Here is a 22,397-nt window from a genome sequence, read left to right as displayed (position 1 = left end):
TGCCTGAAGAAGGGTAAGAACATGACAAAATTAACCTGTTTCAAGGCCTACGACATTCGCGGCAGGCTGGGCGAAGAGCTCAATGAAGATATCGCGTGGCGGATTGGCCGCGCTTACGGCGAATATTTAAAACCGAAAACCATCGTGCTGGGCGGCGACGTGCGCCTGACCAGCGAGGCGCTGAAGCTGGCGCTGGCGAAAGGGTTACAGGACGCGGGCGTCGACGTGCTGGATATCGGTATGTCCGGCACCGAAGAGATTTACTTCGCCACCTTCCACCTCGGCGTGGACGGCGGTATTGAAGTGACCGCCAGCCATAACCCGATGGACTACAACGGTATGAAGCTGGTGCGCGAGGGCGCCCGCCCGATAAGCGGCGACACCGGTCTGCGCGACGTTCAGCGTCTGGCGGAAGCGGGCGATTTCCCGCCGGTGAACGACGCCGCGCGCGGCAGCTACAGACAAATCAGCCTGCGCGACGCCTACATCGACCACCTGCTCGCCTACATCAGTGTTAACAATCTCACCCCGCTGAAGCTGGTGGTGAATTCCGGCAACGGGGCGGCGGGGCCGGTCATTGACGCCATCGAAGCGCGTCTGAAGGCGCTGGGCGCGCCGGTGGAGTTCATCAAAATCCACAACACCCCGGACGGCACCTTCCCGAACGGCATTCCCAACCCGTTGCTGCCGGAGTGTCGCGACGACACCCGCAAGGCCGTTATTGAACACGGGGCGGACATGGGCATCGCCTTTGACGGCGACTTCGACCGCTGCTTCCTGTTCGATGAGAAAGGGCAGTTTATCGAGGGGTACTACATCGTCGGGCTGCTGGCGGAAGCGTTTCTGGAAAAACACCCGGGGGCGAAGATTATCCACGACCCGCGCCTGACCTGGAACACGGAGGCAGTGGTGACGGCGGCGGGCGGGACGCCGGTGATGTCAAAAACCGGACATGCCTTTATCAAGGAGCGGATGCGTACGGAGGATGCCATTTATGGCGGGGAAATGAGCGCGCATCACTATTTTCGTGATTTTGCCTACTGTGACAGCGGAATGATCCCGTGGCTGCTGGTGGCGGAGCTGGTGTGCCTGAAGGGACAGTCGCTGGGTGAACTGGTCCGCGACCGGATGGCGGCGTTCCCGGCGAGCGGGGAAATCAACAGCAGGCTGGCGGAGCCGGCAGCGGCCATCGCGCGGGTGGAAGCGCACTTCGCGGAAGAGGCGCAGGCGGTGGACCGCACGGACGGACTCAGCATGTCATTCCCGGACTGGCGTTTCAACCTGCGCTCGTCGAACACCGAACCGGTGGTGCGCCTGAATGTGGAATCACGCGGCGATATTCCGCTGATGGAAGCGCGAACACGCACTCTGCTGGCGCTGCTGAATCAGTAACGTCAGATCTCCCCTTACCGCCTGCGGGTAAGGGGCCAATCACAGGAACAACGATGACAAATCTAAAAAAGCGCGAACGAGCCAAAACCAATGCATCGTTAATCTCTATGGTGCAACGCTTTTCAGATATCACCATCATGTTTGGCGGGCTGTGGTTCATCTGTGAAGTCAGTGGACTGCCATTCCTGTACATGCACCTGTTGGTGGCGCTGATTACGCTGGTTGTTTTTCAAATGCTGGGCGGGATGACCGATTTTTATCGCTCCTGGCGCGGCGTCAAAATGTCGACAGAGTTAACGCTGTTACTGCAAAACTGGACGCTGAGCCTGATCTTCAGCGCCGGTCTGGTGGCGTTTAATGATGACTTTGACAACCGCCTTGCCACCTGGCTGGCCTGGTATGCGCTGTCCAGCCTGGGCTTAGTGTTATGCCGTTCATTTATTCGTTTCGGCGCGGGCTGGCTACGCAATCGTGGTTATAACACTCGCCGGGTCGCCGTCGCCGGAGATTTGCCTGCGGGCCAGGCGTTGCTGGATAGCTTCCGTAATGAGCCGTGGCTGGGTTTTGAGGTGGTGGGCGTCTATCACGATCCCAAACCGGGCGGCGTCTCTGCTGACTGGGCCGGGAACTTCGAGCAGTTAATTGACGATGCGAAAGCCTCGCGAATTCACAATGTTTATATCGCCATGTCAATGAGCGACGGCGCCATGGTGAAAAAATTGGTGCGCGAGCTGGCCGACACCACCTGCTCGGTGATCCTTATTCCCGATGTGTTCACCTTTAATATTCTCCACTCGCGCGTGGAGGAGATGAGCGGCGTTCCGGTCGTTCCGCTGTATGACACGCCGCTGTCAGGGATTAACCGTCTGCTTAAACGGGCAGAAGATATCGTGCTGGCGTCGCTGATTCTGCTGCTCATCTCACCGGTACTGTGCTGCATTGCGCTGGCGGTCAAATTGAGCTCGCCCGGGCCGGTGATTTTCCGTCAGACGCGCTACGGGATGGACGGCAAGCCGATCAAGGTCTGGAAGTTCCGCTCAATGAAGGTAATGGAGAACGATAAGGTCGTTACCCAGGCGACGCAAAACGATCCGCGCGTCACCCGGGTAGGTAACTTTTTGCGTCGTACCTCGCTGGATGAATTGCCGCAGTTTATCAACGTATTAACCGGCGGGATGTCCATCGTCGGTCCTCGCCCGCACGCGGTGGCGCATAACGAACAGTATCGTCAGTTGATTGAAGGTTACATGCTACGCCACAAGATGAAGCCGGGCATCACCGGCTGGGCGCAAATTAATGGCTGGCGCGGTGAGACCGATACGCTGGAGAAAATGGAAAAACGCGTGGAATTCGACCTGGAATACATCCGCGAATGGAGTATTTGGTTCGATATCAAAATCGTTTTTCTGACTATTTTTAAAGGGTTTGTTAATAAAGCGGCGTATTAAGAACCTGACCCACAAGGCTATTTTACTTGCCATATTGAACCAGGTCAGTGCTCAATCTGGCTGCGCCAATGACGCCTTGTGAACAGGTTCTGGAGAAAAGAATGAGTTTACGACAAAAAACGATCAGCGGCGCTAAATGGTCGGCTATCGCCACGATAGTGATTATCGGTCTGGGGTTAATTCAGATGACGGTGCTGGCGCGGATCATCGACAACCACCAGTTTGGCCTGTTGACCGTCTCGCTGGTGATTATCGCGCTGGCCGACACGATCTCGGACTTTGGCATCGCGAACTCGATTATCCAGCGTAAAACGATTGGGCATCTGGAGCTGACCACGCTCTACTGGCTAAACGTTGGGCTTGGGATTGTGGTATTTGCGGTGGTCTTTTGGCTGAGCGATGCGATTGCCCATGTTTTGCATAACCCGGATCTCGCGCCGTTAATCAAAACGTTGTCGCTGGCGTTCATCGTGATCCCTCACGGGCAGCAGTTCCGCGCGCTGATGCAAAAAGAGCTGGAGTTCAATAAGATCGGCATGATCGAAACGACCTCCGTGCTGGCGGGGTTCACCTTTACGGTGATTAGCGCCCATTACTGGCCGCTGGCGTTAACCGCGATTCTCGGCTATCTGGTGAACAGTGCGGTGCGAACGCTGCTGTTTGGTTACTTCGGCCGCAAGATTTACCGTCCGGGGCTGCATTTTTCGCTGGCATCGGTGTCCACGAACCTGCGTTTTGGCGCGTGGCTGACGGCGGACAGTATCGTCAATTACATCAACACGAATTTATCGACGCTGGTACTGGCGAGAATTCTCGGCGCAAGCGTCGCCGGGGGATATAACCTCGCGTACAACGTGGCTGTTGTGCCGCCGGCGAAGCTTAACCCCATCATTACTCGCGTGCTATTTCCGGCATTCGCCAAAATCCAGGACGATACCGAGAAGCTGCGCGTCAACTTCTATAAGTTGCTTTCCGTGGTGGGAATTATCAATTTTCCCGCGCTGTTGGGCCTGATGGTAGTGGCGAACAATTTTGTGCCGTTAGTGTTTGGCGAGAAGTGGAACAGCATTATCCCGATCCTGCAATTGCTGTGCGTGGTGGGGCTGTTGCGCTCGGTCGGCAACCCGATTGGTTCGCTGTTGATGGCGAAAGCGCGCGTGGATATCAGCTTTAAATTCAACGTCTTTAAAACGTTTCTGTTTATCCCGGCAATTCTCATTGGCGGCCATCTGGCGGGGGCGATTGGCGTGACGCTGGGGTTCCTGGTGGTGCAAATCATCAACACCATTCTGAGCTATTTCGTGATGATTAAGCCGGTACTCGGCTCCAGCTATCGTCAGTATATTCTCAGCCTGTGGCTACCGTTTTATCTCTCATTGCCAACATTTATTACCAGCTACGGCGCAGGAAAGCTGGTCGACGGTTATTTACCGTTGTCGGGGGTATTCGCACTACAGGTTATGGTCGGTATTTTGAGTTTTATTTTAATGATTATTTTTTCACGCAATGCGCTGGTGATGGAAATTAAAAATCAGCTTGTTGGCAGTGCAAAACTGAAAAAGTTATTACGTGTCGGATGACGGGGATATAAGAGGCTATTTATGAAATTATTAATTTTAGGCAACCACACATGCGGCAACCGTGGTGATAGCGCCATTATGCGCGGTTTGCTTGATGCCATCCGTCAACAGGCGCCAGAGGCGAAGATGGATGTGATGAGCCGTTTCCCGGTGAGTTCCGCCTGGTTGCAGGGGCGCCCGATTATTGCCGACCCGCTGTATCAGTTAAGCCAGAAACAGCAGGCGGCGGCAGGGCTTAACGGTCGGGTGAAAAAAGTATTACGCCGTCGTTTTCAGCATAAAATTTTATTGTCTAAAGTCGCCCAGGAAGGATCGCTGCGTAATTTTGCTATCGCGCCGGAATTTGCCGAATTCGCACAATTTATTGCGCAGTATGACGCCGTCATTCAGGTGGGCGGTTCAAACTATGTCGACTTATACGGTTTGACTCACTTTGAATATCCGCTGTGCGCGTTTATGGCGAACAAACCAATTTATATGGTGGGACATAGCGTCGGCCCTTTCCAGAACCCTGACTTTAACCAGCTCGCCAATTATGTTTTTGGGCGCACCAGTGCGCTGATCCTGCGTGAAACCGTCAGCCGCGATCTGATGACCGCCGCGCAGATCGATACCCGGAAAGTGGAGCAGGGGGTGGATACCGCCTGGTTAGTCGAACGCCGTCACGACGAGTTTGTTGCCAGTTATGCTGTGCAGCACTGGCTGGACGTCACCGCGCGCCGCAAAACCGTCGCGATTACGTTGCGCGATCTGGAGCCGTTTGATAAACGCCTGGGCACCACTCAGCAGGCCTATGAGCAGGCATTTGCCCAGGTCGTGAATCGCCTGATTGCGGACGGTTATCAGGTACTGGCGCTGTCGACCTGCACCAGTATCGATCGCTATAACCGCGATGACCGGATGGTTGCGTTACGGATGGCGAAGTATGTAAACGACTCAGAGCATTTCCATATCGCGATGGACGAACTCAATGACGTGGAAATCGGAAAGATCCTCGCATCCTGCGTACTGACCATCGGGACGCGCCTGCATTCCGCCATTATCTCCATGAATTTTGGCACACCCGCCATCGCCATTAATTATGAACATAAATCCGCCGGGATTATGCAGCAGCTAGGCCTGGCGGAATTGGCCATCGATATCCGTCACTTGCTGAACGGTTCATTACAAAGCGTGGTGGCCGATACGCTCAATCAATTGCCTGCGCTAAAGGCAAAAGTGGCTAACGCCGTCACCGAGGAGCGGGCGAAAGGGTTCACGATGATCAAATCTGTTCTCGACAGAATTCGGGAGGCGCAATGAAAGTCAGCTTTTTTCTGCTGAAATTTCCACTCTCATCGGAAACCTTTGTGCTGAATCAGATTACTGCGTTTATTGATATGGGCCATGAGGTGGAGATTGTCGCGTTACAAAAAGGCGATACCCAACATACTCACGCCGCCTGGGAGAAGTATGGCCTGGCGGCGAAAACCCGCTGGTTACAGGATGAGCCCCAGGGACGGCTGGCGAAACTGCGCTACCGGGCATGTAAAACGCTGCCGGGGCTGCATCGGGCGGCGACCTGGAAAGCGCTCAATTTTACCCGCTATGGCGATGAATCACGCAATTTGATCCTTTCCGCGATTTGCGCGCAGGTGAGCCACCCTTTTGTGGCGGATGTGTTTATCGCACACTTTGGTCCGGCGGGCGTGACGGCGGCCAAACTACGCGAACTGGGCGTGCTTCGCGGCAAAATAGCGACTATTTTCCACGGGATTGATATTTCCAGCCGCGAAGTGCTCAGTCATTACACGCCGGAGTATCAGCAGTTGTTTCGTCGTGGCGATCTGATGCTGCCCATCAGCGAACTGTGGGCCGGTCGCCTGAAAAGTATGGGCTGTCCGCCGGAAAAGATTGCCGTTTCGCGCATGGGCGTCGACATGACGCGTTTTACCCATCGTTCGGTGAAAGCGCCAGGGATGCCGCTGGAGATGATTTCCGTCGCGCGCCTGACAGAAAAAAAAGGCCTGCATGTGGCGATTGAAGCCTGTCGGCAACTGAAAGCACAGGGCGTGGCGTTTCGCTACCGCATTCTGGGGATTGGCCCGTGGGAACGTCGGCTGCGCACGCTCATCGAGCAGTATCAGCTAGAGGATGTCATTGAGATGCCGGGGTTTAAACCGAGCCATGAAGTGAAGGCGATGCTGGATGACGCCGATGTTTTTTTGCTGCCGTCGATTACCGGTACGGATGGCGATATGGAAGGTATTCCGGTAGCGCTGATGGAGGCGATGGCGGTAGGGATTCCCGTGGTATCTACCGTGCATAGCGGTATTCCGGAACTGGTGGAGGCCGGCAAATCCGGCTGGCTGGTGCCGGAAAACGATGCGCAGGCGCTGGCGGCCCGACTCGCTGATTTCAGCCGGATTGACCACGACACGCTGGAGTCGGTGATCACGCGCGCCCGTGAAAAAGTGGCGCAAGATTTTAATCAGCAGGCGATTAATCGCCAGTTAGCCAGCCTGCTACAAACGATATAAACGAGGTGGTATGCCCACGACTAAATTCTCCCGACGTACCCTCCTGACGGCAGGTTCCGCGCTTGCTGTTCTTCCTTTTCTACGCGCCTTGCCGGTACAGGCGCGTGAACCTCGCCAGACCGTCAATATTAAGGATTATCCGGCGGATGACGGTATCGCCTCGTTCAAACAGGCCTTCGGCGACGGGCAGACCGTGGTCGTACCGCCAGGATGGGTGTGTGAAAATATCAATGCGGCGATAACGATTCCGGCGGGAAAAACGCTGCGGGTACAGGGCGCGGTGCGTGGGAATGGCCGGGGACGGTTTATTTTGCAGGACGGGTGTCAGGTGGTGGGGGAGCAGGGCGGCAGTCTGCACAATGTGACGCTGGATGTTCGCGGGTCGGACTGTGTGATTAAAGGCGTGACGATGAGCGGCTTTGGCCCCGTCGCGCAAATTTTCATCGGCGGTAAGGAACCGCAGGTGATGCGTAATCTCATTATCGATGACATCACCGTTACCCACGCCAACTACGCCATTCTCCGCCAGGGATTTCATAACCAAATGGATGGAGCGCGGATTACGCATAGCCGTTTTAGAGATTTACAGGGGGACGCCATTGAGTGGAATGTCGCGATTCACGACCGCGACATCCTGATTTCCGATCATGTCATCGAACGCATTGATTGTACCAATGGCAAAATCAACTGGGGGATCGGCATCGGGCTGGCGGGTAGCACCTATGACAATAGTTATCCTGAAGACCAGGCAGTAAAAAACTTTGTGGTGGCCAATATTACCGGATCTGATTGCCGACAGCTGGTGCACGTAGAAAATGGCAAACATTTCGTCATTCGCAATGTCAAAGCCAAAAACATCACGCCCGATTTCAGTAAAAAGGCGGGTATTGATAACGCAACGATCGCAATTTATGGCTGTGATAATTTCGTCATTGATAATATTGATATGACGAATAGTGCTGGGATGCTCATCGGCTATGGCGTCGTTAAAGGAAAATACCTGTCAATTCCGCAAAACTTTAAATTAAACGCTATTCGGTTGGATAATCGCCAGATTGCTTATAAATTACGCGGCATTCAAATTTCCTCCGGTAACACCCCCTCTTTTGTCGCCATCACCAACGTACGGATGACGCGTGCTACGCTGGAACTGCATAATCAACCGCAGCACCTCTTTCTGCGCAATATCAACGTGATGCAAACTTCAGCGATTGGCCCGGCGTTAAAAATGCATTTCGATTTGCGTAAAGATGTCCGTGGTCAATTTATGGCCCGCCAGGACACGCTGCTTTCCCTCGCTAATGTTCATGCCATCAATGAAAACGGGCAGAGTTCCGTGGATATCGACAGGATTAATCACCAAACCGTGAATGTCGAAGCAGTGAATTTTCCGCTGCCGAAGCGGGGAGGGTAAGTACCGTTATTTTTACGAAAATTCCTGGGAAAAAGTTGTTCATACTTAATGTTATGGTGCCGACTAAGACGTAATGTAGAGCGTGCCATCATTATCCCTGGCAGCAGAGTAATTCATGCTGGCGAAAACAAGCTAAAGAGCTATAATTCAGCAACCATTTTACAGGTGGAAGAAACAATGATGAATTTGAAAGCAGTTATACCGGTAGCGGGTTTGGGTATGCATATGTTGCCTGCCACCAAGGCAATCCCAAAAGAGATGCTACCGATCGTCGACAAGCCAATGATTCAGTACATTGTCGATGAAATTGTGGCTGCAGGGATCAAAGAAATCGTACTGGTGACTCACGCGTCTAAAAACGCCGTTGAGAACCACTTCGACACCTCTTATGAACTTGAATCACTTCTTGAACAGCGCGTTAAGCGTCAGCTTTTGGCGGAAGTGCAATCTATCTGCCCACCGGGCGTGACGATTATGAACGTTCGCCAGGCACAGCCGTTAGGGCTGGGGCACTCTATTCTGTGCGCGCGTCCGGTCGTGGGCGATAACCCTTTCATTGTGGTACTCCCGGATATTATTATCGATGATGCTACCGCCGATCCGCTGCGCTATAACCTTGCGGCGATGGTGGCGCGTTTCAATGAAACGGGTCGCAGCCAGGTGCTGGCGAAGCGCATGAAAGGTGATTTATCGGAGTATTCCGTTATCCAGACGAAAGAACCTCTGGATAATGAAGGCAAAGTCAGCCGGATTGTGGAGTTTATCGAAAAACCGGATCAGCCGCAGACGCTGGATTCCGATTTGATGGCGGTAGGCCGTTATGTGCTTTCAGCCGACATCTGGGCGGAACTGGAAAGAACCGAACCGGGCGCCTGGGGCCGCATCCAGCTCACCGATGCCATTGCTGAGCTGGCGAAAAAACAGTCGGTTGACGCGATGCTAATGACGGGTGACAGCTATGACTGCGGTAAAAAAATGGGCTACATGCAGGCATTTGTGAAGTACGGGCTGCGCAACCTGAAAGAAGGAGCGAAGTTCCGTAAGAGCATAGAGCAGCTTCTGCATGAATAAGTATTAACAACCGTGATAAATGGTTGGTGATAAACATAATAACGGCAGTGAACATTCGAAGCGGCAAGTTGGCTGAAACGAGTGTTGACTGCCGTTTTAGTTTTGTATAAAGGGCTTAAGTAACAAGGGGTTATCTGGAGCATTTTAATGCTGATTTTATAAGATTAATCCTTGTTTCCGGATGCAATTAATAAGACAATTAGCGTTTAAGTTTTAGTGAGCTTTGCCCTGCTGGGCGAGGTTTGTAACAAGTCGATATGTACGCAGTGCACTGGTAGCTGATGAGCCAGGGGCGGTAGCGTGTGTAACGACTTGAGCAATTAATTTTTATTGGCAAATTAAATACCACATTAAATACGCCTTATGGAATAGAAAAGTGAAGATACTTATTACTGGCGGGGCAGGTTTTATTGGATCAGCTGTTGTCCGCCATATTATTAAGAATACACAGGACACTGTAGTTAATATTGATAAATTAACCTACGCCGGTAATCTTGAATCCCTTTCCGATATTTCTGAAAGTAATCGCTACAATTTTGAACACGCGGATATTTGTGATTCCGCTGAAATAACGCGTATTTTTGAGCAGTACCAGCCGGACGCGGTGATGCATTTGGCTGCGGAAAGTCATGTGGACCGTTCGATTACCGGGCCGGCAGCATTTATTGAAACCAATATCGTCGGCACCTATGTACTTCTTGAAGTTGCGCGTAAATACTGGTCTGCACTTGGCGAAGATAAAAAAAATAATTTTCGTTTTCATCATATTTCCACTGATGAAGTTTACGGCGATTTACCGCATCCTGATGAAGTTGAAAACAGCGTTACGCTGCCGTTATTTACTGAAACGACGGCATATGCGCCAAGTAGCCCCTATTCTGCGTCAAAAGCATCCAGCGATCATTTAGTCCGTGCCTGGCGGCGTACCTATGGTCTACCAACGATCGTTACCAATTGTTCTAATAACTATGGCCCTTATCACTTCCCTGAAAAACTGATTCCGTTGGTCATTTTGAACGCACTGGAAGGAAAGCCTTTGCCAATTTATGGCAAAGGGGATCAGATTCGCGATTGGCTATATGTAGAAGATCATGCTCGCGCGCTTCATATGGTAGTGACTGAAGGCAAGGCAGGGGAGACTTATAACATTGGTGGACACAATGAGAAGAAAAATCTCGATGTGGTATTTACCATCTGTGATCTGCTGGATGAGATTGTACCCAAAGCGACTTCTTATCGTGAACAAATCACTTATGTCGCGGATCGTCCGGGCCATGATCGTCGTTATGCCATTGATGCAGGTAAAATTAGCCGCGAATTAGGCTGGAAACCGCTGGAGACCTTTGAAAGCGGTATTCGTAAAACAGTGGAATGGTACCTTGCAAATACTCAATGGGTAAACAATGTTAAAAGTGGGGCGTATCAGAGTTGGATAGAACAGAACTATGAAGGACGCTAGTAATGAATATCTTACTTTTTGGTAAGACAGGGCAAGTAGGCTGGGAGTTGCAACGTTCTCTGGCACCGGTAGGGAATCTGATTGCCCTGGATGTCCATTCAAAAGAGTTTTGCGGTGATTTTAGTAATCCGAAAGGCGTTGCCGAAACCGTTCGTAAGCTTCGTCCCGATGTGATTGTTAACGCAGCAGCCCATACTGCAGTAGATAAAGCAGAGTCTGAACCAGAACTGGCGCAGTTACTTAACGCCACCAGTGTGGAAGCCATCGCTAAAGCGGCCAACGAAACTGGCGCATGGGTAGTGCATTATTCAACCGATTATGTATTTCCTGGTACCGGCGATATCCCATGGCAGGAAACGGACGCTACGTCGCCGCTGAATGTCTATGGCAAGACCAAACTAGCGGGAGAAAAGGCCCTGCAGGATAACTGCCCTAAGCATCTTATCTTCCGCACCAGTTGGGTTTATGCAGGTAAGGGCAATAATTTCGCAAAGACAATGCTTCGTCTGGCGAAAGAGCGTCAGACACTTTCAGTCATCAACGATCAGTACGGTGCGCCAACCGGTGCGGAATTACTGGCTGACTGCACGGCTCATGCGATCCGTGTGGCGTTAAAGAAACCAGAAATCGCAGGTCTTTACCATCTGGTTGCCGGGGGAACCACAACCTGGCATGACTACGCGGCCTTAGTCTTTGACGAGGCGCGCAAAGCAGGGATAACGCTTGCGCTGACTGAGCTTAATGCTGTGCCGACCAGCGCCTACCCGACGCCGGCGAGCAGACCTGGAAATTCGCGTCTCAATACTGAAAAGTTTCAGCGTAATTTTGGCCTTATTCTGCCGCAATGGGAATTAGGAGTTAAGCGTATGCTGACTGAAATGTTTACGACGACAACCATCTGATAAATTTAAATGCCCATCAGGGCATTTTCTATGAATGAGAAATGGAAATGAAAACGCGTAAGGGCATTATTTTAGCGGGGGGCTCCGGCACTCGTCTTTATCCGGTGACCATGGCGGTAAGTAAGCAATTGCTACCAATTTATGATAAACCGATGATTTACTATCCCCTTTCCACGCTTATGCTGGCAGGCATTCGGGATATCCTGATCATCAGTACGCCACAGGACACGCCGCGTTTTCAACAACTACTGGGAGACGGCAGCCAGTGGGGGCTGAATCTTCAATATAAAGTACAGCCAAGCCCGGATGGCTTAGCACAGGCGTTTATTATTGGTGAAGAGTTCATTGGTCATGATGATTGTGCATTAGTACTGGGTGACAATATCTTCTATGGTCATGATTTACCAAAGTTAATGGAAGCTGCCGTTAATAAAGAAAGTGGTGCTACCGTCTTTGCTTATCATGTAAACGATCCGGAGCGCTACGGTGTGGTTGAGTTTGACCAAAGTGGCACAGCCGTTAGTCTGGAGGAAAAACCGTTACAACCGAAGAGTAATTACGCGGTAACGGGGCTGTATTTTTATGATAATAGCGTGGTGGAGATGGCGAAAAATCTTAAGCCTTCCGCTCGCGGTGAGTTAGAAATCACGGATATTAACCGTATCTATATGGAGCAGGGAAGATTGTCTGTCGCTATGATGGGGCGCGGTTATGCCTGGCTGGATACGGGAACGCATCAGAGTTTGATAGAGGCCAGTAATTTTATTGCAACCATCGAAGAACGCCAGGGGCTAAAAGTGTCCTGCCCGGAAGAGATCGCATTTCGTAAAAATTTTATAAATGCACAACAGGTTATAGAACTGGCTGGGCCATTATTAAAAAATGATTATGGCAAATATTTGCTGACGATGGTGAAAGGTTTATAAGTGATGATTGTGATTAAAACAGCAATACCAGATGTCTTGATCTTAGAGCCTAAAGTTTTTGGTGATGAGAGGGGATTCTTTTTTGAAAGTTATAACCAGCAGGCCTTTGAAAAGTTGATTGGACGTAAAATTACATTTGTTCAAGATAATCATTCAAAATCCAAAAAGAACGTACTCAGAGGGCTGCATTTTCAGAGAGGAGCAAATGCACAGGGTAAGTTAGTTCGTTGTGCTGTCGGTGAGGTTTTTGATGTTGCGGTCGATATCCGAAAAGAGTCGCCTACTTTTGGTCAGTGGGTTGGCGTAAATCTATCTGCTGAGAATAAGCGACAGCTTTGGATTCCAGAAGGTTTTGCTCATGGTTTTGTTACTCTCAGTGATTATGCAGAGTTTTTGTACAAAGCAACTAATTATTATTCACCTTCATCGGAAGGTAGCATTCTATGGAATGATGAGACAATAGGTATTGAATGGCCTTTTTCTCAGCTGCCTGAGCTTTCAGCAAAAGATGCTGCAGCACCTTTACTGCATCAAGCCTTGTTAACAGAGTAAGCATCGTGTCTCATATTATTAAGATTTTTCCATCAAATATTGAATTTTCCGGAAGAGAGGATGAATCAATCCTCGATGCTGCGCTATCGGCTGGCATCCATCTTGAACATAGCTGCAAAGCGGGTGATTGTGGTATCTGTGAGTCCGATTTGTTGGCGGGAGAAGTTGTTGACTCCAAAGGTAATATTTTTGGACAGGGTGATAAAATACTAACCTGCTGCTGTAAACCTAAAACCGCCCTTGAGCTAAATGCGCATTTTTTTCCTGAACTAGCTGGACAGACAAAAAAAATTGTCCCATGCAAGGTAAATAGTGCTGTACTGGTTTCAGGCGATGTTATGACTTTGAAGTTACGCACACCACCAACAGCAAAAATTGGCTTCCTTCCAGGGCAGTATATCAATTTACATTATAAAGGTGTAACTCGCAGTTATTCTATCGCTAATAGTGATGAGTCGAATGGTATTGAGTTGCATGTAAGGAATGTTCCCAATGGTCAGATGAGCTCGCTCATTTTTGGGGAGTTACAAGAAAATACTCTTATGCGCATTGAAGGGCCTTGCGGAACATTTTTTATTCGTGAAAGTGACAGACCTATAATCTTCCTTGCAGGCGGTACTGGATTCGCTCCAGTTAAATCAATGGTTGAGCATCTCATTCAGGGGAAATGTCGTCGTGAGATCTACATTTACTGGGGAATGCAAGATAGTAAAGATTTTTACTCTGCATTACCGCAGCAGTGGAGTGAACAGTACGACAACGTTCACTATATCCCTGTTGTTTCTGGTGATGACGCCGAATGGGGGGGGAGAAAGGGATTTGTCCATCATGCCGTGATGAATGATTTTGATTCTCTAGAGTTCTTCGATATATATGCATGTGGTTCACCTGTGATGATCGATGCCAGTAAAAAGGACTTTATGATGAAAAATCTCTCTGTAGAACATTTCTATTCTGATGCATTTACTGCATCTAAATAATATTGAGGGTAATTTATGAAAGCGGTCATCCTGGCTGGTGGACTTGGTACCAGACTAAGTGAAGAAACAATTGTAAAACCAAAACCGATGGTAGAAATTGGTGGCAAGCCTATTCTTTGGCACATTATGAAAATGTATTCTGTGCATGGTATCAAGGATTTTATTATCTGCTGTGGTTATAAAGGATATGTGATTAAAGAATATTTTGCGAACTACTTCCTTCACATGTCAGATGTAACATTCCATATGGCTGAAAACCGTATGGAAGTTCACCATAAACGTGTTGAACCATGGAATGTCACATTGGTTGATACGGGTGATTCTTCAATGACTGGTGGTCGTCTGAAACGTGTTGCTGAATACGTAAAAGATGACGAGGCTTTCCTGTTTACTTATGGTGATGGCGTTGCCGACCTTGATATCAAAGCGACTATCGATTTCCATAAGGCTCACGGTAAGAAAGCGACTTTAACAGCTACTTTTCCACCAGGACGCTTTGGCGCATTAGATATCCAAGCTGGTCAGGTCCGGTCATTCCAGGAAAAACCGAAAGGCGATGGGGCAATGATCAATGGTGGTTTCTTTGTGTTGAATCCATCGGTTATCGATCTCATCGATAACGATGCAACAACCTGGGAACAAGAGCCATTAATGACATTGGCACAACAGGGGGAGTTAATGGCTTTTGAACACCCAGGTTTCTGGCAGCCGATGGATACCCTACGTGATAAAGTTTACCTCGAAGGGCTGTGGGAAAAAGGTAAAGCTCCGTGGAAAACCTGGGAGTAACTAGATGATTGATAAAAATTTTTGGCAAGGTAAACGTGTATTCGTTACCGGCCATACTGGCTTTAAAGGAAGCTGGCTTTCGCTATGGCTGACTGAAATGGGTGCAATTGTAAAAGGCTATGCACTTGATGCGCCAACTGTTCCAAGTTTATTTGAGATAGTGCATCTTAATGATCTTATGGAATCTCATATTGGCGATATTCGTGATTTTGAAAAGCTGCGCAATTCTATTGCAGAATTTAAGCCAGAAATTGTTTTCCATATGGCAGCCCAGCCTTTAGTGCGCCTATCTTATGAACAGCCAATCGAAACATACTCAACAAATGTTATGGGTACTGTCCATTTGCTTGAAGCAGTTAAGCAAGTAGGTAACATAAAGGCAGTCGTAAATATCACCAGTGATAAGTGCTACGACAATCGTGAGTGGGTGTGGGGCTATCGTGAGAACGAACCCATGGGAGGGTACGATCCATACTCTAATAGTAAAGGTTGTGCAGAATTAGTCGCGTCTGCATTCCGGAACTCATTCTTCAATCCTGCAAATTATGAGCAACATGGCGTTGGTTTGGCGTCTGTGAGGGCTGGTAATGTCATAGGCGGAGGCGATTGGGCTAAAGACCGTTTAATTCCCGATATTCTGCGCTCATTTGAAAATAACCAGCAGGTTATTATTCGAAACCCATATTCTATCCGTCCATGGCAGCATGTACTGGAGCCTCTTTCTGGTTACATTGTGGTGGCGCAACGCTTATATACAGAAGGTGCTAAGTTTTCTGAAGGATGGAATTTCGGCCCGCGTGATGAAGATGCGAAGACGGTCGAATTTATTGTTGACAAGATGGTCACGCTTTGGGGTGATGATGCAAGCTGGTTACTGGATGGTGAGAATCATCCTCATGAGGCACATTATCTGAAACTGGATTGCTCTAAAGCAAATATGCAATTAGGATGGCATCCGCGTTGGGGATTGACTGAAACACTTGGTCGCATCGTAAAATGGCATAAAGCATGGATTCGCGGCGAAGATATGTTGATTTGTTCAAAGCGTGAAATCAGCGACTATATGTCTGCAACTACTCGTTAAGAAAATAAGTTTAAGGAATCAAAGTAATGACAGCAAATAACCTGCGTGAGCAAATTTCTCAGCTTGTCGCTCAGTATGCGAATGAGGCATTGAGCCCGAAACCTTTTGTTGCAGGTACAAGCGTTGTGCCTCCTTCCGGGAAGGTTATTGGTGCCAAAGAGTTACAATTGATGGTTGAGGCGTCTCTTGATGGATGGCTAACTACTGGTCGTTTCAATGATGCCTTTGAGAAAAAACTTGGGGAATTTATTGGGGTTCCTCATGTTTTAACGACTACATCTGGCTCTTCGGCAAACTTGCTGGCACTGACTGCGCTGACTTCCCCAAAATTAGGCGAGCGTGCTCTCAAACCTGGTGATGAGGTTATTACTGTCGCTGCTGGCTTCCCGACTACAGTAAACCCGGCGATCCAGAATGGTTTAATACCGGTATTCGTGGATGTTGATATCCCGACATATAATATCGATGCCTCTCTCATTGAAGCTGCAGTTACTGAGAAATCAAAAGCGATAATGATCGCTCATACACTCGGTAATGCATTTAACCTGAGTGAAGTTCGTCGGATTGCCGATAAATATAACTTATGGTTGATTGAAGACTGCTGTGATGCCCTTGGGACGACTTATGAAGGCCAGATGGTAGGTACCTTTGGTGACATCGGAACCGTTAGTTTTTATCCGGCTCACCATATCACAATGGGTGAAGGTGGTGCTGTATTCACCAGGTCAGGTGAACTGAAGAAAATTATTGAGTCGTTCCGTGACTGGGGCCGGGATTGTTATTGTGCGCCAGGATGCGATAACACCTGCGGTAAACGTTTTGGTCAGCAATTGGGGTCACTTCCTCAAGGCTATGATCACAAATATACTTATTCCCACCTCGGATATAATCTCAAAATCACGGACATGCAGGCAGCATGTGGTCTGGCTCAGTTAGAACGCGTGGAAGAGTTTGTAGAGCAGCGTAAAGCTAACTTTTCCTATTTGAAACAGGGTTTGCAATCTTGCACTGAATTCCTCGAATTACCAGAAGCAACAGAGAAATCAGACCCATCCTGGTTTGGCTTCCCTATCACCCTGAAAGAAACTAGCGGTGTTAACCGTGTCGAACTGGTGAAATTCCTTGATGAAGCAAAAATCGGTACACGTTTACTGTTTGCTGGAAATCTGATTCGCCAACCGTATTTTGCTAATGTGAAATATCGTGTAGTGGGTGAGTTGACAAATACCGACCGTATAATGAATCAAACGTTCTGGATTGGTATTTATCCAGGCTTGACTACAGAGCATTTAGATTATGTCGTAAGTAAGTTTGAAGAATTTTTTGGTTTAAATTTCTAATTTTTAGAATAGGATGCTTGATGTGAATAAGAAAATCCTAATGACTGGCGCTACTAGCTTTGTAGGTACCCATCTACTACATAGTCTCATAAAGGAAGGTTATAGTATTATTGCATTAAAGCGTCCTATAACCGAGCCAACGATTATCAATACCTTGATTGAATGGTTGAATATACAAGATATAGAAAAAATATGTCAATCATCTATGAATATTCATGCGATTGTCCATATTGCAACAGACTATGGTCGAAACAGAACCCCTATATCTGAACAATATAAATGTAATGTCCTATTACCAACAAGACTGCTTGAGTTAATGCCAGCGCTTAAAACTAAATTCTTTATTTCTACTGACTCTTTTTTTGGGAAATATGAGAAGCACTATGGATATATGCGTTCTTACATGGCATCTAAAAGACATTTTGTAGAACTATCAAAAATATACGTAGAGGAACATCCAGACGTTTGTTTTATAAATTTACGTTTAGAACATGTTTACGGTGAGAGGGATAAAGCAGGTAAAATAATCCCCTATATTATCAAAAAAATGAAAAACAATGAAGATATTGATTGTACGATCGCCAGGCAGAAAAGAGATTTTATTTATATAGACGATGTTGTTTCGGCCTATTTGAAAATTTTAAAGGAGGGTTTTAACGCTGGACACTATGATGTCGAGGTGGGGACTGGAAAATCGATAGAGCTAAAAGAAGTGTTTGAGATAATAAAAAAAGAAACGCATAGTAGTAGTAAGATAAATTATGGTGCAGTTGCGATGCGTGATGATGAGATTATGGAATCACATGCAAATACCTCTTTCTTGACTCAATTAGGTTGGAGTGCCGAGTTTTCTATTGAGAAGGGTGTGAAAAAAATGTTGAGTATGAAAGATTAATGAATCGTATTATTAGAATGTTAGGTGTAGATAAAGCAATTCGTTATGTTATTTTTGGTAAGATAATATCTGTATTAACGGGTTTGCTGTTAATAATGTTAATATCACACCATTTATCTAAAGACGCACAGGGCTATTATTATACATTTAATTCAGTAGTGGCACTACAGATAATATTTGAATTGGGGCTATCAACGGTAATCATTCAATTCGCTAGCCACGAAATGTCAGCGTTAAAATATGATTATTCTGAACGAGATATTATAGGTGAAAGTAAAAATAAGCAACGTTACCTATCGTTATTTCGGTTGGCAATAAAATGGTATGCAGTAATAGCTTTGCTAATAATATTAATAGTCGGTCCCATCGGGTATGTTTTTTTTACGCAAAAAGAAGGCTTAGGTGTACCTTGGCAAGGGGCATGGTTATTATTAACAATAGTTACAGCTTTTAATATTTTTCTTGTTTCTGTACTTTCTGTCGCTGAAGGGAGTGGGTTAATTACTGATGTGAATAAAATGAGAATGTATCAGTCGCTGTTAGCTGGTATATTGGCAGTAAGCTTACTTATTAGTGGCTTTGGACTATATGCTACGTCTGCAATAGCTATTTCAGGGACTATCATCTTCTCCATATTTTCATATAAGTATTTTAAAAAAATTTTCCTGCAATCTTTAAGGTATAAAAATAAATATACTGAAGGTGGTATTTCATGGGTTAATGAAATATTTCCTATGCAATGGCGAATTGCTCTAAGTTGGATGTCAGGGTATTTTATTTATTTTGTTATGACCCCCATTGCATTCAAATATTTCGGGGCTATATATGCAGGGCAGTTAGGGATGTCTTTAACATTATGCAATATGGTAATGGCTACGGGCCTGGCTTGGATATCCACTAAATATCCAAAATGGGGAGTAATGGTTTCCAACAAACAACTTGCGGAACTGAGTAAATCGTTCAAAAGTGCAGTAATGCAATCATCCTTTTTTGTCTTGACAGGGTTAACTGGTGTATACATTTCATTATGGTTATTGAAATTATCTGGTTCAAACATTGGCGAGCGGTTTTTGGGATTGCAGGATTTTTTCTTTTTATCTTTAGCAATTATTGGTAATCACATTGTAGCTTGCTTTGCAACCTATATAAGAGCGCATAAAACTGAAAAAATGACATTGGCATCATGTATAATGGCTCTCTTGACTATAACTACAATGTTGTTTGTTGCATATTTAGAGTACTCGAGGTTCTACATGTTAATGTATGCAGCACTAACGTGGTTATATTTTGTTCCTCAAACTTATATAATCTTTAAAAAATTCAAGAGTTCTTATGAGTAAAAAACCTCTTCTTACTATTGCTATTCCGACATATAACCGCTCTTCATGTTTGGCTCGTTTACTTGATAGTATAATTCAACAGGAGAACTATTGTCATGATGAACTCGAGGTTATTGTTTGTGATAATGCTTCAACAGATGAAACAGCAAGAATAGCCAAGAGTGGCTTAGATAAAATAAGAAATAGTACTTATCATCTAAATGAAGAAAACTTAGGAATGGATGGTAACTTCCAGAAATGTTTTGAGTTATCAAATGGAAAATATCTTTGGATGATTGGCGATGATGATCTAATAGTCAAAAATGGTATTTCGAAGGTTTTTTCGATATTAAAGTCCCGGCCTGCATTAGATATGGTGTATGTAAACTCAGCAGCAAAGACTGAGTTAAATTATAATGCTGATGTTAGGACGTCATTCTACACAAATGATGTAGATTTTATTTCAGACGTGAAAGTTATGTTCACGTTTATTTCTGGAATGATATGTAAGAAAACTGATGCAATTGTCAAAGCCGTTGGTATTTTCAGTCCGCAAACTACTGGAAAATATCTTATGCATTTAACATGGCAATTGCCATTACTTAAACAGGGTGGAGAGTTCGCAGTTATCCATAATAATATAATTGAGGCTGAGCCAGATAATTCAGGTGGATATCATTTATATAAGGTTTTTTCTAATAATCTTGCGACAATCTTTGATGTTTTTTATCCCAGAGAGCACCGTGTAAGTAAGAGAGTTCGCGCATCAGCATGTTTATTCTTACTTAACTTCATAGGCGATGAAGATAAAACCAAAAATTTTGCTACAAATAATTATTTAAGAGATTGCGATAGTGCATTTATAGATTTAATTATATATAAATATGGGCTTAGGTTTTTCTATCTATACCCTAAAACTGTGCCTTTAGTTAGAAAAATAAAATATATTATAAAGACGGTTTTAATGCATAAATAAAAATTATTCAAGGTGGTTTGCTGAAAACGACTTATAGGACTATCTAATGCTTGTCTATATTTTAAGATTAAAATTAAATCTTATCATATCATTATTGAGTAAAGTTAGGCGGAAATTAAAAGCGAAGTTTTTTGTTCTGCTTAGCGGATATGATTTTAAAATGGTTGGGAAGAATTTTAAATTGAATGTCAAACCTTACTCTGCAAAAAATAACACCTCTTCCAAATGGGGTAGTATGCGGGTTGGTGATAACTGCTGGATTGAAGCTGTATATAATTATGGTGATGAAAAATTTGAACCTTATTTGTACATAGGTGATCGTATATGTTTAAGTGATAATGTTCATATTTCTTGCGTATCATGTTTAATTTTAGAAAACGATATATTAATTGGTAGCAAAGTTTATATAGGCGATCATAGCCATGGCAGTTATAAAGTATGCAGTCCGAAAATAGAACCGCCAGCAAATAAGCCATTAGGTGATATTGCTCCTATTAAAATAGGTAATTGCTGCTGGATTGGAGATAATGCAGTAATTCTGGCTGGTAGTGAAATTTGTGATGGCTGTGTAATCGCAGCTAATTCAGTCGTCAAGGATTTAAAAGTCGATAAGCCATGTTTAATTGGTGGGGTTCCTGCTAAAGTAATAAAGGTATTTTAAAATGAATGTTTTTATCAGTATTTGTATACCGTCTTATAATAGAGCTGAGTTTTTAGAGCCACTACTGGATAGCATATATAATCAAGATTATTGTTTAAACAATAATGATTTTGAGGTCATTGTTTGTGAAGATAAATCTCCACAAAGAGATGAGATAAACTCTATTATCGAAAACTATAAAGCAAAAAATAATAAACATAATCTTCATGTTAATTTCAATGAAGATAATTTAGGCTATGATAAGAATTTAAAAAAATGCATTAGTTTGACGACAGGTAAATATTGCATGATCATGGGCAACGATGATCTATTAGCAGATGGAGCGTTATCAAAAATAGTGAAAGTTTTGAAGGCTAATCCTGAAATTGTATTGGCTACGCGAGCGTATGGTTGGTTTAAGGAAAATCCGAATGAGTTATGTGATACTGTTCGTCATTTAACAGACGATACTTTATTTCAGCCGGGGGCTGATGCCATTAAATTTTTCTTCCGTAGAGTTGGAGTTATTTCAGGCTTTATTGTCAATGCTGAAAAAGCAAAAAAACTATCGAGTGATTTATTTGATGGGCGTTTATATTATCAAATGTACCTTGCTGGTATGCTAATGGCTGAAGGTCAGGGATACTATTTTAGCGACGTGATGACATTGTCGAGGGATACAGAGGCTCCTGACTTTGGTAACGCTGGAACTGAAAAAGGAGTTTTCACCCCGGGGGGGTATAAACCAGAGGGCCGTATACATATGGTTGAAGGCTTGTTGCTAATTGCAAAATATATAGAAGATACAACAAAAATTGATGGCGTTTATGCTGGAATTAGAAAAGACTTAGCGAACTATTTTTATCCTTATATTCGAGATCAACTCGACTTGCCTCTTTATACTTATATTAAAATGATAAATAAATTTCGGGAAATGGGATTTTCAAATGAAAAGCTTTTCTATGTGCATGCCTTTTTAGGGTATGTACTAAAACGGAGGGGCTATGATGCTTTAATTAAATACATTCGTAGCAAAAAAGGCGGTACTCCGCGTCTTGGTATTTAACCTCCACTTTCAAAAAATGTTATGAATATACTTCTTGCTGCGATA

Annotated in this window: 19 protein-coding genes and 1 pseudogene; all 20 read left to right on the top strand. The window is 45.8% G+C overall.

The annotated features are described in order from the left end of the window. The first annotated feature begins 21 nt into the window (after window positions 1-21). Window positions 22-1,392 carry a colanic acid biosynthesis phosphomannomutase CpsG gene (gene cpsG / locus NA330_RS14790; protein WP_023242355.1) on the top strand — a complete coding sequence of 457 codons (1,371 nt, stop codon included), beginning with the start codon at window positions 22-24 and terminating at the stop codon, window positions 1,390-1,392. 53 nt (window positions 1,393-1,445) lie between these two features. Then, entirely contained in the window at window positions 1,446-2,840 is a 1,395-nt protein-coding gene (gene wcaJ / locus NA330_RS14785) for an undecaprenyl-phosphate glucose phosphotransferase (protein WP_000183163.1), read from the top strand. 101 nt (window positions 2,841-2,941) lie between these two features. Continuing rightward, entirely contained in the window at window positions 2,942-4,420 is a 1,479-nt protein-coding gene (wzxC, locus tag NA330_RS14780) for a colanic acid undecaprenyl disphosphate flippase WzxC (protein WP_000058681.1), read from the top strand. A gap of 21 nt (window positions 4,421-4,441) precedes the next feature. Then, window positions 4,442-5,722, top strand: coding sequence for a colanic acid biosynthesis pyruvyl transferase WcaK (wcaK, locus tag NA330_RS14775; RefSeq protein ID WP_023242356.1), 1,281 nt, complete (start codon window positions 4,442-4,444; stop codon window positions 5,720-5,722). Then, window positions 5,719-6,939, top strand: a complete 1,221-nt coding sequence (wcaL, locus tag NA330_RS14770; protein ID WP_023242357.1) for a colanic acid biosynthesis glycosyltransferase WcaL — start codon at window positions 5,719-5,721, stop codon at window positions 6,937-6,939. The genes wcaK and wcaL overlap by 4 nt, the downstream gene beginning before the upstream one ends. 10 nt (window positions 6,940-6,949) lie before the next feature. Further along, the gene (wcaM, locus tag NA330_RS14765) at window positions 6,950-8,353 is read left to right on the top strand and encodes a colanic acid biosynthesis protein WcaM (RefSeq protein ID WP_023242358.1); all 1,404 of its coding nucleotides are present in this window, start codon (window positions 6,950-6,952) and stop codon (window positions 8,351-8,353) included. Window positions 8,354-8,530: 177 nt separating this feature from the next. Then, entirely contained in the window at window positions 8,531-9,424 is an 894-nt protein-coding gene (gene galF, locus NA330_RS14760) for a GalU regulator GalF (RefSeq protein WP_000981469.1), read from the top strand. 376 nt (window positions 9,425-9,800) lie between these two features. Further along, window positions 9,801-10,883 carry a dTDP-glucose 4,6-dehydratase gene (rfbB, locus tag NA330_RS14755; protein ID WP_023242359.1) on the top strand — a complete coding sequence of 361 codons (1,083 nt, stop codon included), beginning with the start codon at window positions 9,801-9,803 and terminating at the stop codon, window positions 10,881-10,883. A 2-nt stretch (window positions 10,884-10,885) separates the two neighbouring features. Then, the gene (gene rfbD / locus NA330_RS14750; protein WP_023242360.1) at window positions 10,886-11,785 is read left to right on the top strand and encodes a dTDP-4-dehydrorhamnose reductase; all 900 of its coding nucleotides are present in this window, start codon (window positions 10,886-10,888) and stop codon (window positions 11,783-11,785) included. Between the two features lie 47 nt (window positions 11,786-11,832). Next, on the top strand, window positions 11,833-12,711 hold the full coding sequence (rfbA, locus tag NA330_RS14745; protein ID WP_023224546.1) for a glucose-1-phosphate thymidylyltransferase RfbA: 879 nt from the start codon (window positions 11,833-11,835) through the stop codon (window positions 12,709-12,711). Next, entirely contained in the window at window positions 12,712-13,263 is a 552-nt protein-coding gene (rfbC, locus tag NA330_RS14740; protein WP_072103223.1) for a dTDP-4-dehydrorhamnose 3,5-epimerase, read from the top strand. Window positions 13,264-13,268: 5 nt separating this feature from the next. Continuing rightward, window positions 13,269-14,262 (top strand): annotated as a pseudogene (locus NA330_RS14735) (CDP-6-deoxy-delta-3,4-glucoseen reductase). Further along, the gene (gene rfbF / locus NA330_RS14730) at window positions 14,259-15,032 is read left to right on the top strand and encodes a glucose-1-phosphate cytidylyltransferase (protein ID WP_000648783.1); all 774 of its coding nucleotides are present in this window, start codon (window positions 14,259-14,261) and stop codon (window positions 15,030-15,032) included. The pseudogene NA330_RS14735 and the gene rfbF overlap by 4 nt, the downstream one beginning before the upstream one ends. A 4-nt stretch (window positions 15,033-15,036) precedes the next feature. Next, a complete protein-coding gene (rfbG, locus tag NA330_RS14725) occupies window positions 15,037-16,116 on the top strand; it encodes a CDP-glucose 4,6-dehydratase (RefSeq protein ID WP_000565902.1) in 1,080 nt (359 codons plus the stop codon). A 26-nt stretch (window positions 16,117-16,142) separates the two neighbouring features. Further along, window positions 16,143-17,456, top strand: coding sequence for a lipopolysaccharide biosynthesis protein RfbH (gene rfbH, locus NA330_RS14720; protein WP_000126351.1), 1,314 nt, complete (start codon window positions 16,143-16,145; stop codon window positions 17,454-17,456). A gap of 13 nt (window positions 17,457-17,469) precedes the next feature. Beyond that, window positions 17,470-18,351 (top strand): CDP-abequose synthase, encoded by an 882-nt coding sequence (gene rfbJ, locus NA330_RS14715; protein ID WP_000887842.1) that lies wholly within the window; start codon window positions 17,470-17,472, stop codon window positions 18,349-18,351. Then, complete coding sequence (locus NA330_RS14710) at window positions 18,351-19,691, top strand: hypothetical protein (RefSeq protein WP_001079813.1); 1,341 nt, start codon at window positions 18,351-18,353, stop codon at window positions 19,689-19,691. The genes rfbJ and NA330_RS14710 overlap by 1 nt, the downstream gene beginning before the upstream one ends. After that, window positions 19,684-20,646, top strand: a complete 963-nt coding sequence (locus NA330_RS14705) for a glycosyltransferase family 2 protein (protein ID WP_023242364.1) — start codon at window positions 19,684-19,686, stop codon at window positions 20,644-20,646. Before NA330_RS14710 ends, NA330_RS14705 begins: the two co-directional genes overlap by 8 nt. 46 nt (window positions 20,647-20,692) lie before the next feature. Continuing rightward, the gene (locus NA330_RS14700) at window positions 20,693-21,307 is read left to right on the top strand and encodes an acyltransferase (protein ID WP_001529348.1); all 615 of its coding nucleotides are present in this window, start codon (window positions 20,693-20,695) and stop codon (window positions 21,305-21,307) included. Between the two features lies 1 nt (window position 21,308). Continuing rightward, window positions 21,309-22,352, top strand: a complete 1,044-nt coding sequence (locus tag NA330_RS14695) for a glycosyltransferase family 2 protein (protein WP_001100432.1) — start codon at window positions 21,309-21,311, stop codon at window positions 22,350-22,352. Window positions 22,353-22,397: the final 45 nt, after the last annotated feature.

It is taken from the genome of Salmonella sp. NW722 (assembly GCF_051702785.1).
Lineage (GTDB): Bacteria > Pseudomonadota > Gammaproteobacteria > Enterobacterales > Enterobacteriaceae > Salmonella > Salmonella enterica.
The sequence above is the reverse complement of the archived record's forward strand: the minus strand, read 5'-3'. Positions and strand labels throughout refer to the sequence as shown.

Excerpts from the sequence above, each read along its gene's own strand:
- NA330_RS14710 (WP_001079813.1), top strand. The coding sequence starts at position 18,351 with ATGAATCGTATTATTAGAATGTTAGGTGTAGATAAAGCAATTCGTTAT.
- rfbA (WP_023224546.1), top strand. The coding sequence starts at position 11,833 with ATGAAAACGCGTAAGGGCATTATTTTAGCGGGGGGCTCCGGCACTCGT.
- cpsG (WP_023242355.1), top strand. The coding sequence starts at position 22 with ATGACAAAATTAACCTGTTTCAAGGCCTACGACATTCGCGGCAGGCTG.
- NA330_RS14695 (WP_001100432.1), top strand. The coding sequence starts at position 21,309 with ATGAATGTTTTTATCAGTATTTGTATACCGTCTTATAATAGAGCTGAG.
- NA330_RS14700 (WP_001529348.1), top strand. The coding sequence starts at position 20,693 with ATGCTTGTCTATATTTTAAGATTAAAATTAAATCTTATCATATCATTA.
- rfbG (WP_000565902.1), top strand. The coding sequence starts at position 15,037 with ATGATTGATAAAAATTTTTGGCAAGGTAAACGTGTATTCGTTACCGGC.
- wcaK (WP_023242356.1), top strand. The coding sequence starts at position 4,442 with ATGAAATTATTAATTTTAGGCAACCACACATGCGGCAACCGTGGTGAT.
- galF (WP_000981469.1), top strand. The coding sequence starts at position 8,531 with ATGATGAATTTGAAAGCAGTTATACCGGTAGCGGGTTTGGGTATGCAT.
- rfbH (WP_000126351.1), top strand. The coding sequence starts at position 16,143 with ATGACAGCAAATAACCTGCGTGAGCAAATTTCTCAGCTTGTCGCTCAG.
- rfbJ (WP_000887842.1), top strand. The coding sequence starts at position 17,470 with ATGCTTGATGTGAATAAGAAAATCCTAATGACTGGCGCTACTAGCTTT.
- wzxC (WP_000058681.1), top strand. The coding sequence starts at position 2,942 with ATGAGTTTACGACAAAAAACGATCAGCGGCGCTAAATGGTCGGCTATC.
- NA330_RS14705 (WP_023242364.1), top strand. The coding sequence starts at position 19,684 with ATGAGTAAAAAACCTCTTCTTACTATTGCTATTCCGACATATAACCGC.
- rfbF (WP_000648783.1), top strand. The coding sequence starts at position 14,259 with ATGAAAGCGGTCATCCTGGCTGGTGGACTTGGTACCAGACTAAGTGAA.
- wcaM (WP_023242358.1), top strand. The coding sequence starts at position 6,950 with ATGCCCACGACTAAATTCTCCCGACGTACCCTCCTGACGGCAGGTTCC.
- wcaL (WP_023242357.1), top strand. The coding sequence starts at position 5,719 with ATGAAAGTCAGCTTTTTTCTGCTGAAATTTCCACTCTCATCGGAAACC.
- rfbD (WP_023242360.1), top strand. The coding sequence starts at position 10,886 with ATGAATATCTTACTTTTTGGTAAGACAGGGCAAGTAGGCTGGGAGTTG.
- wcaJ (WP_000183163.1), top strand. The coding sequence starts at position 1,446 with ATGACAAATCTAAAAAAGCGCGAACGAGCCAAAACCAATGCATCGTTA.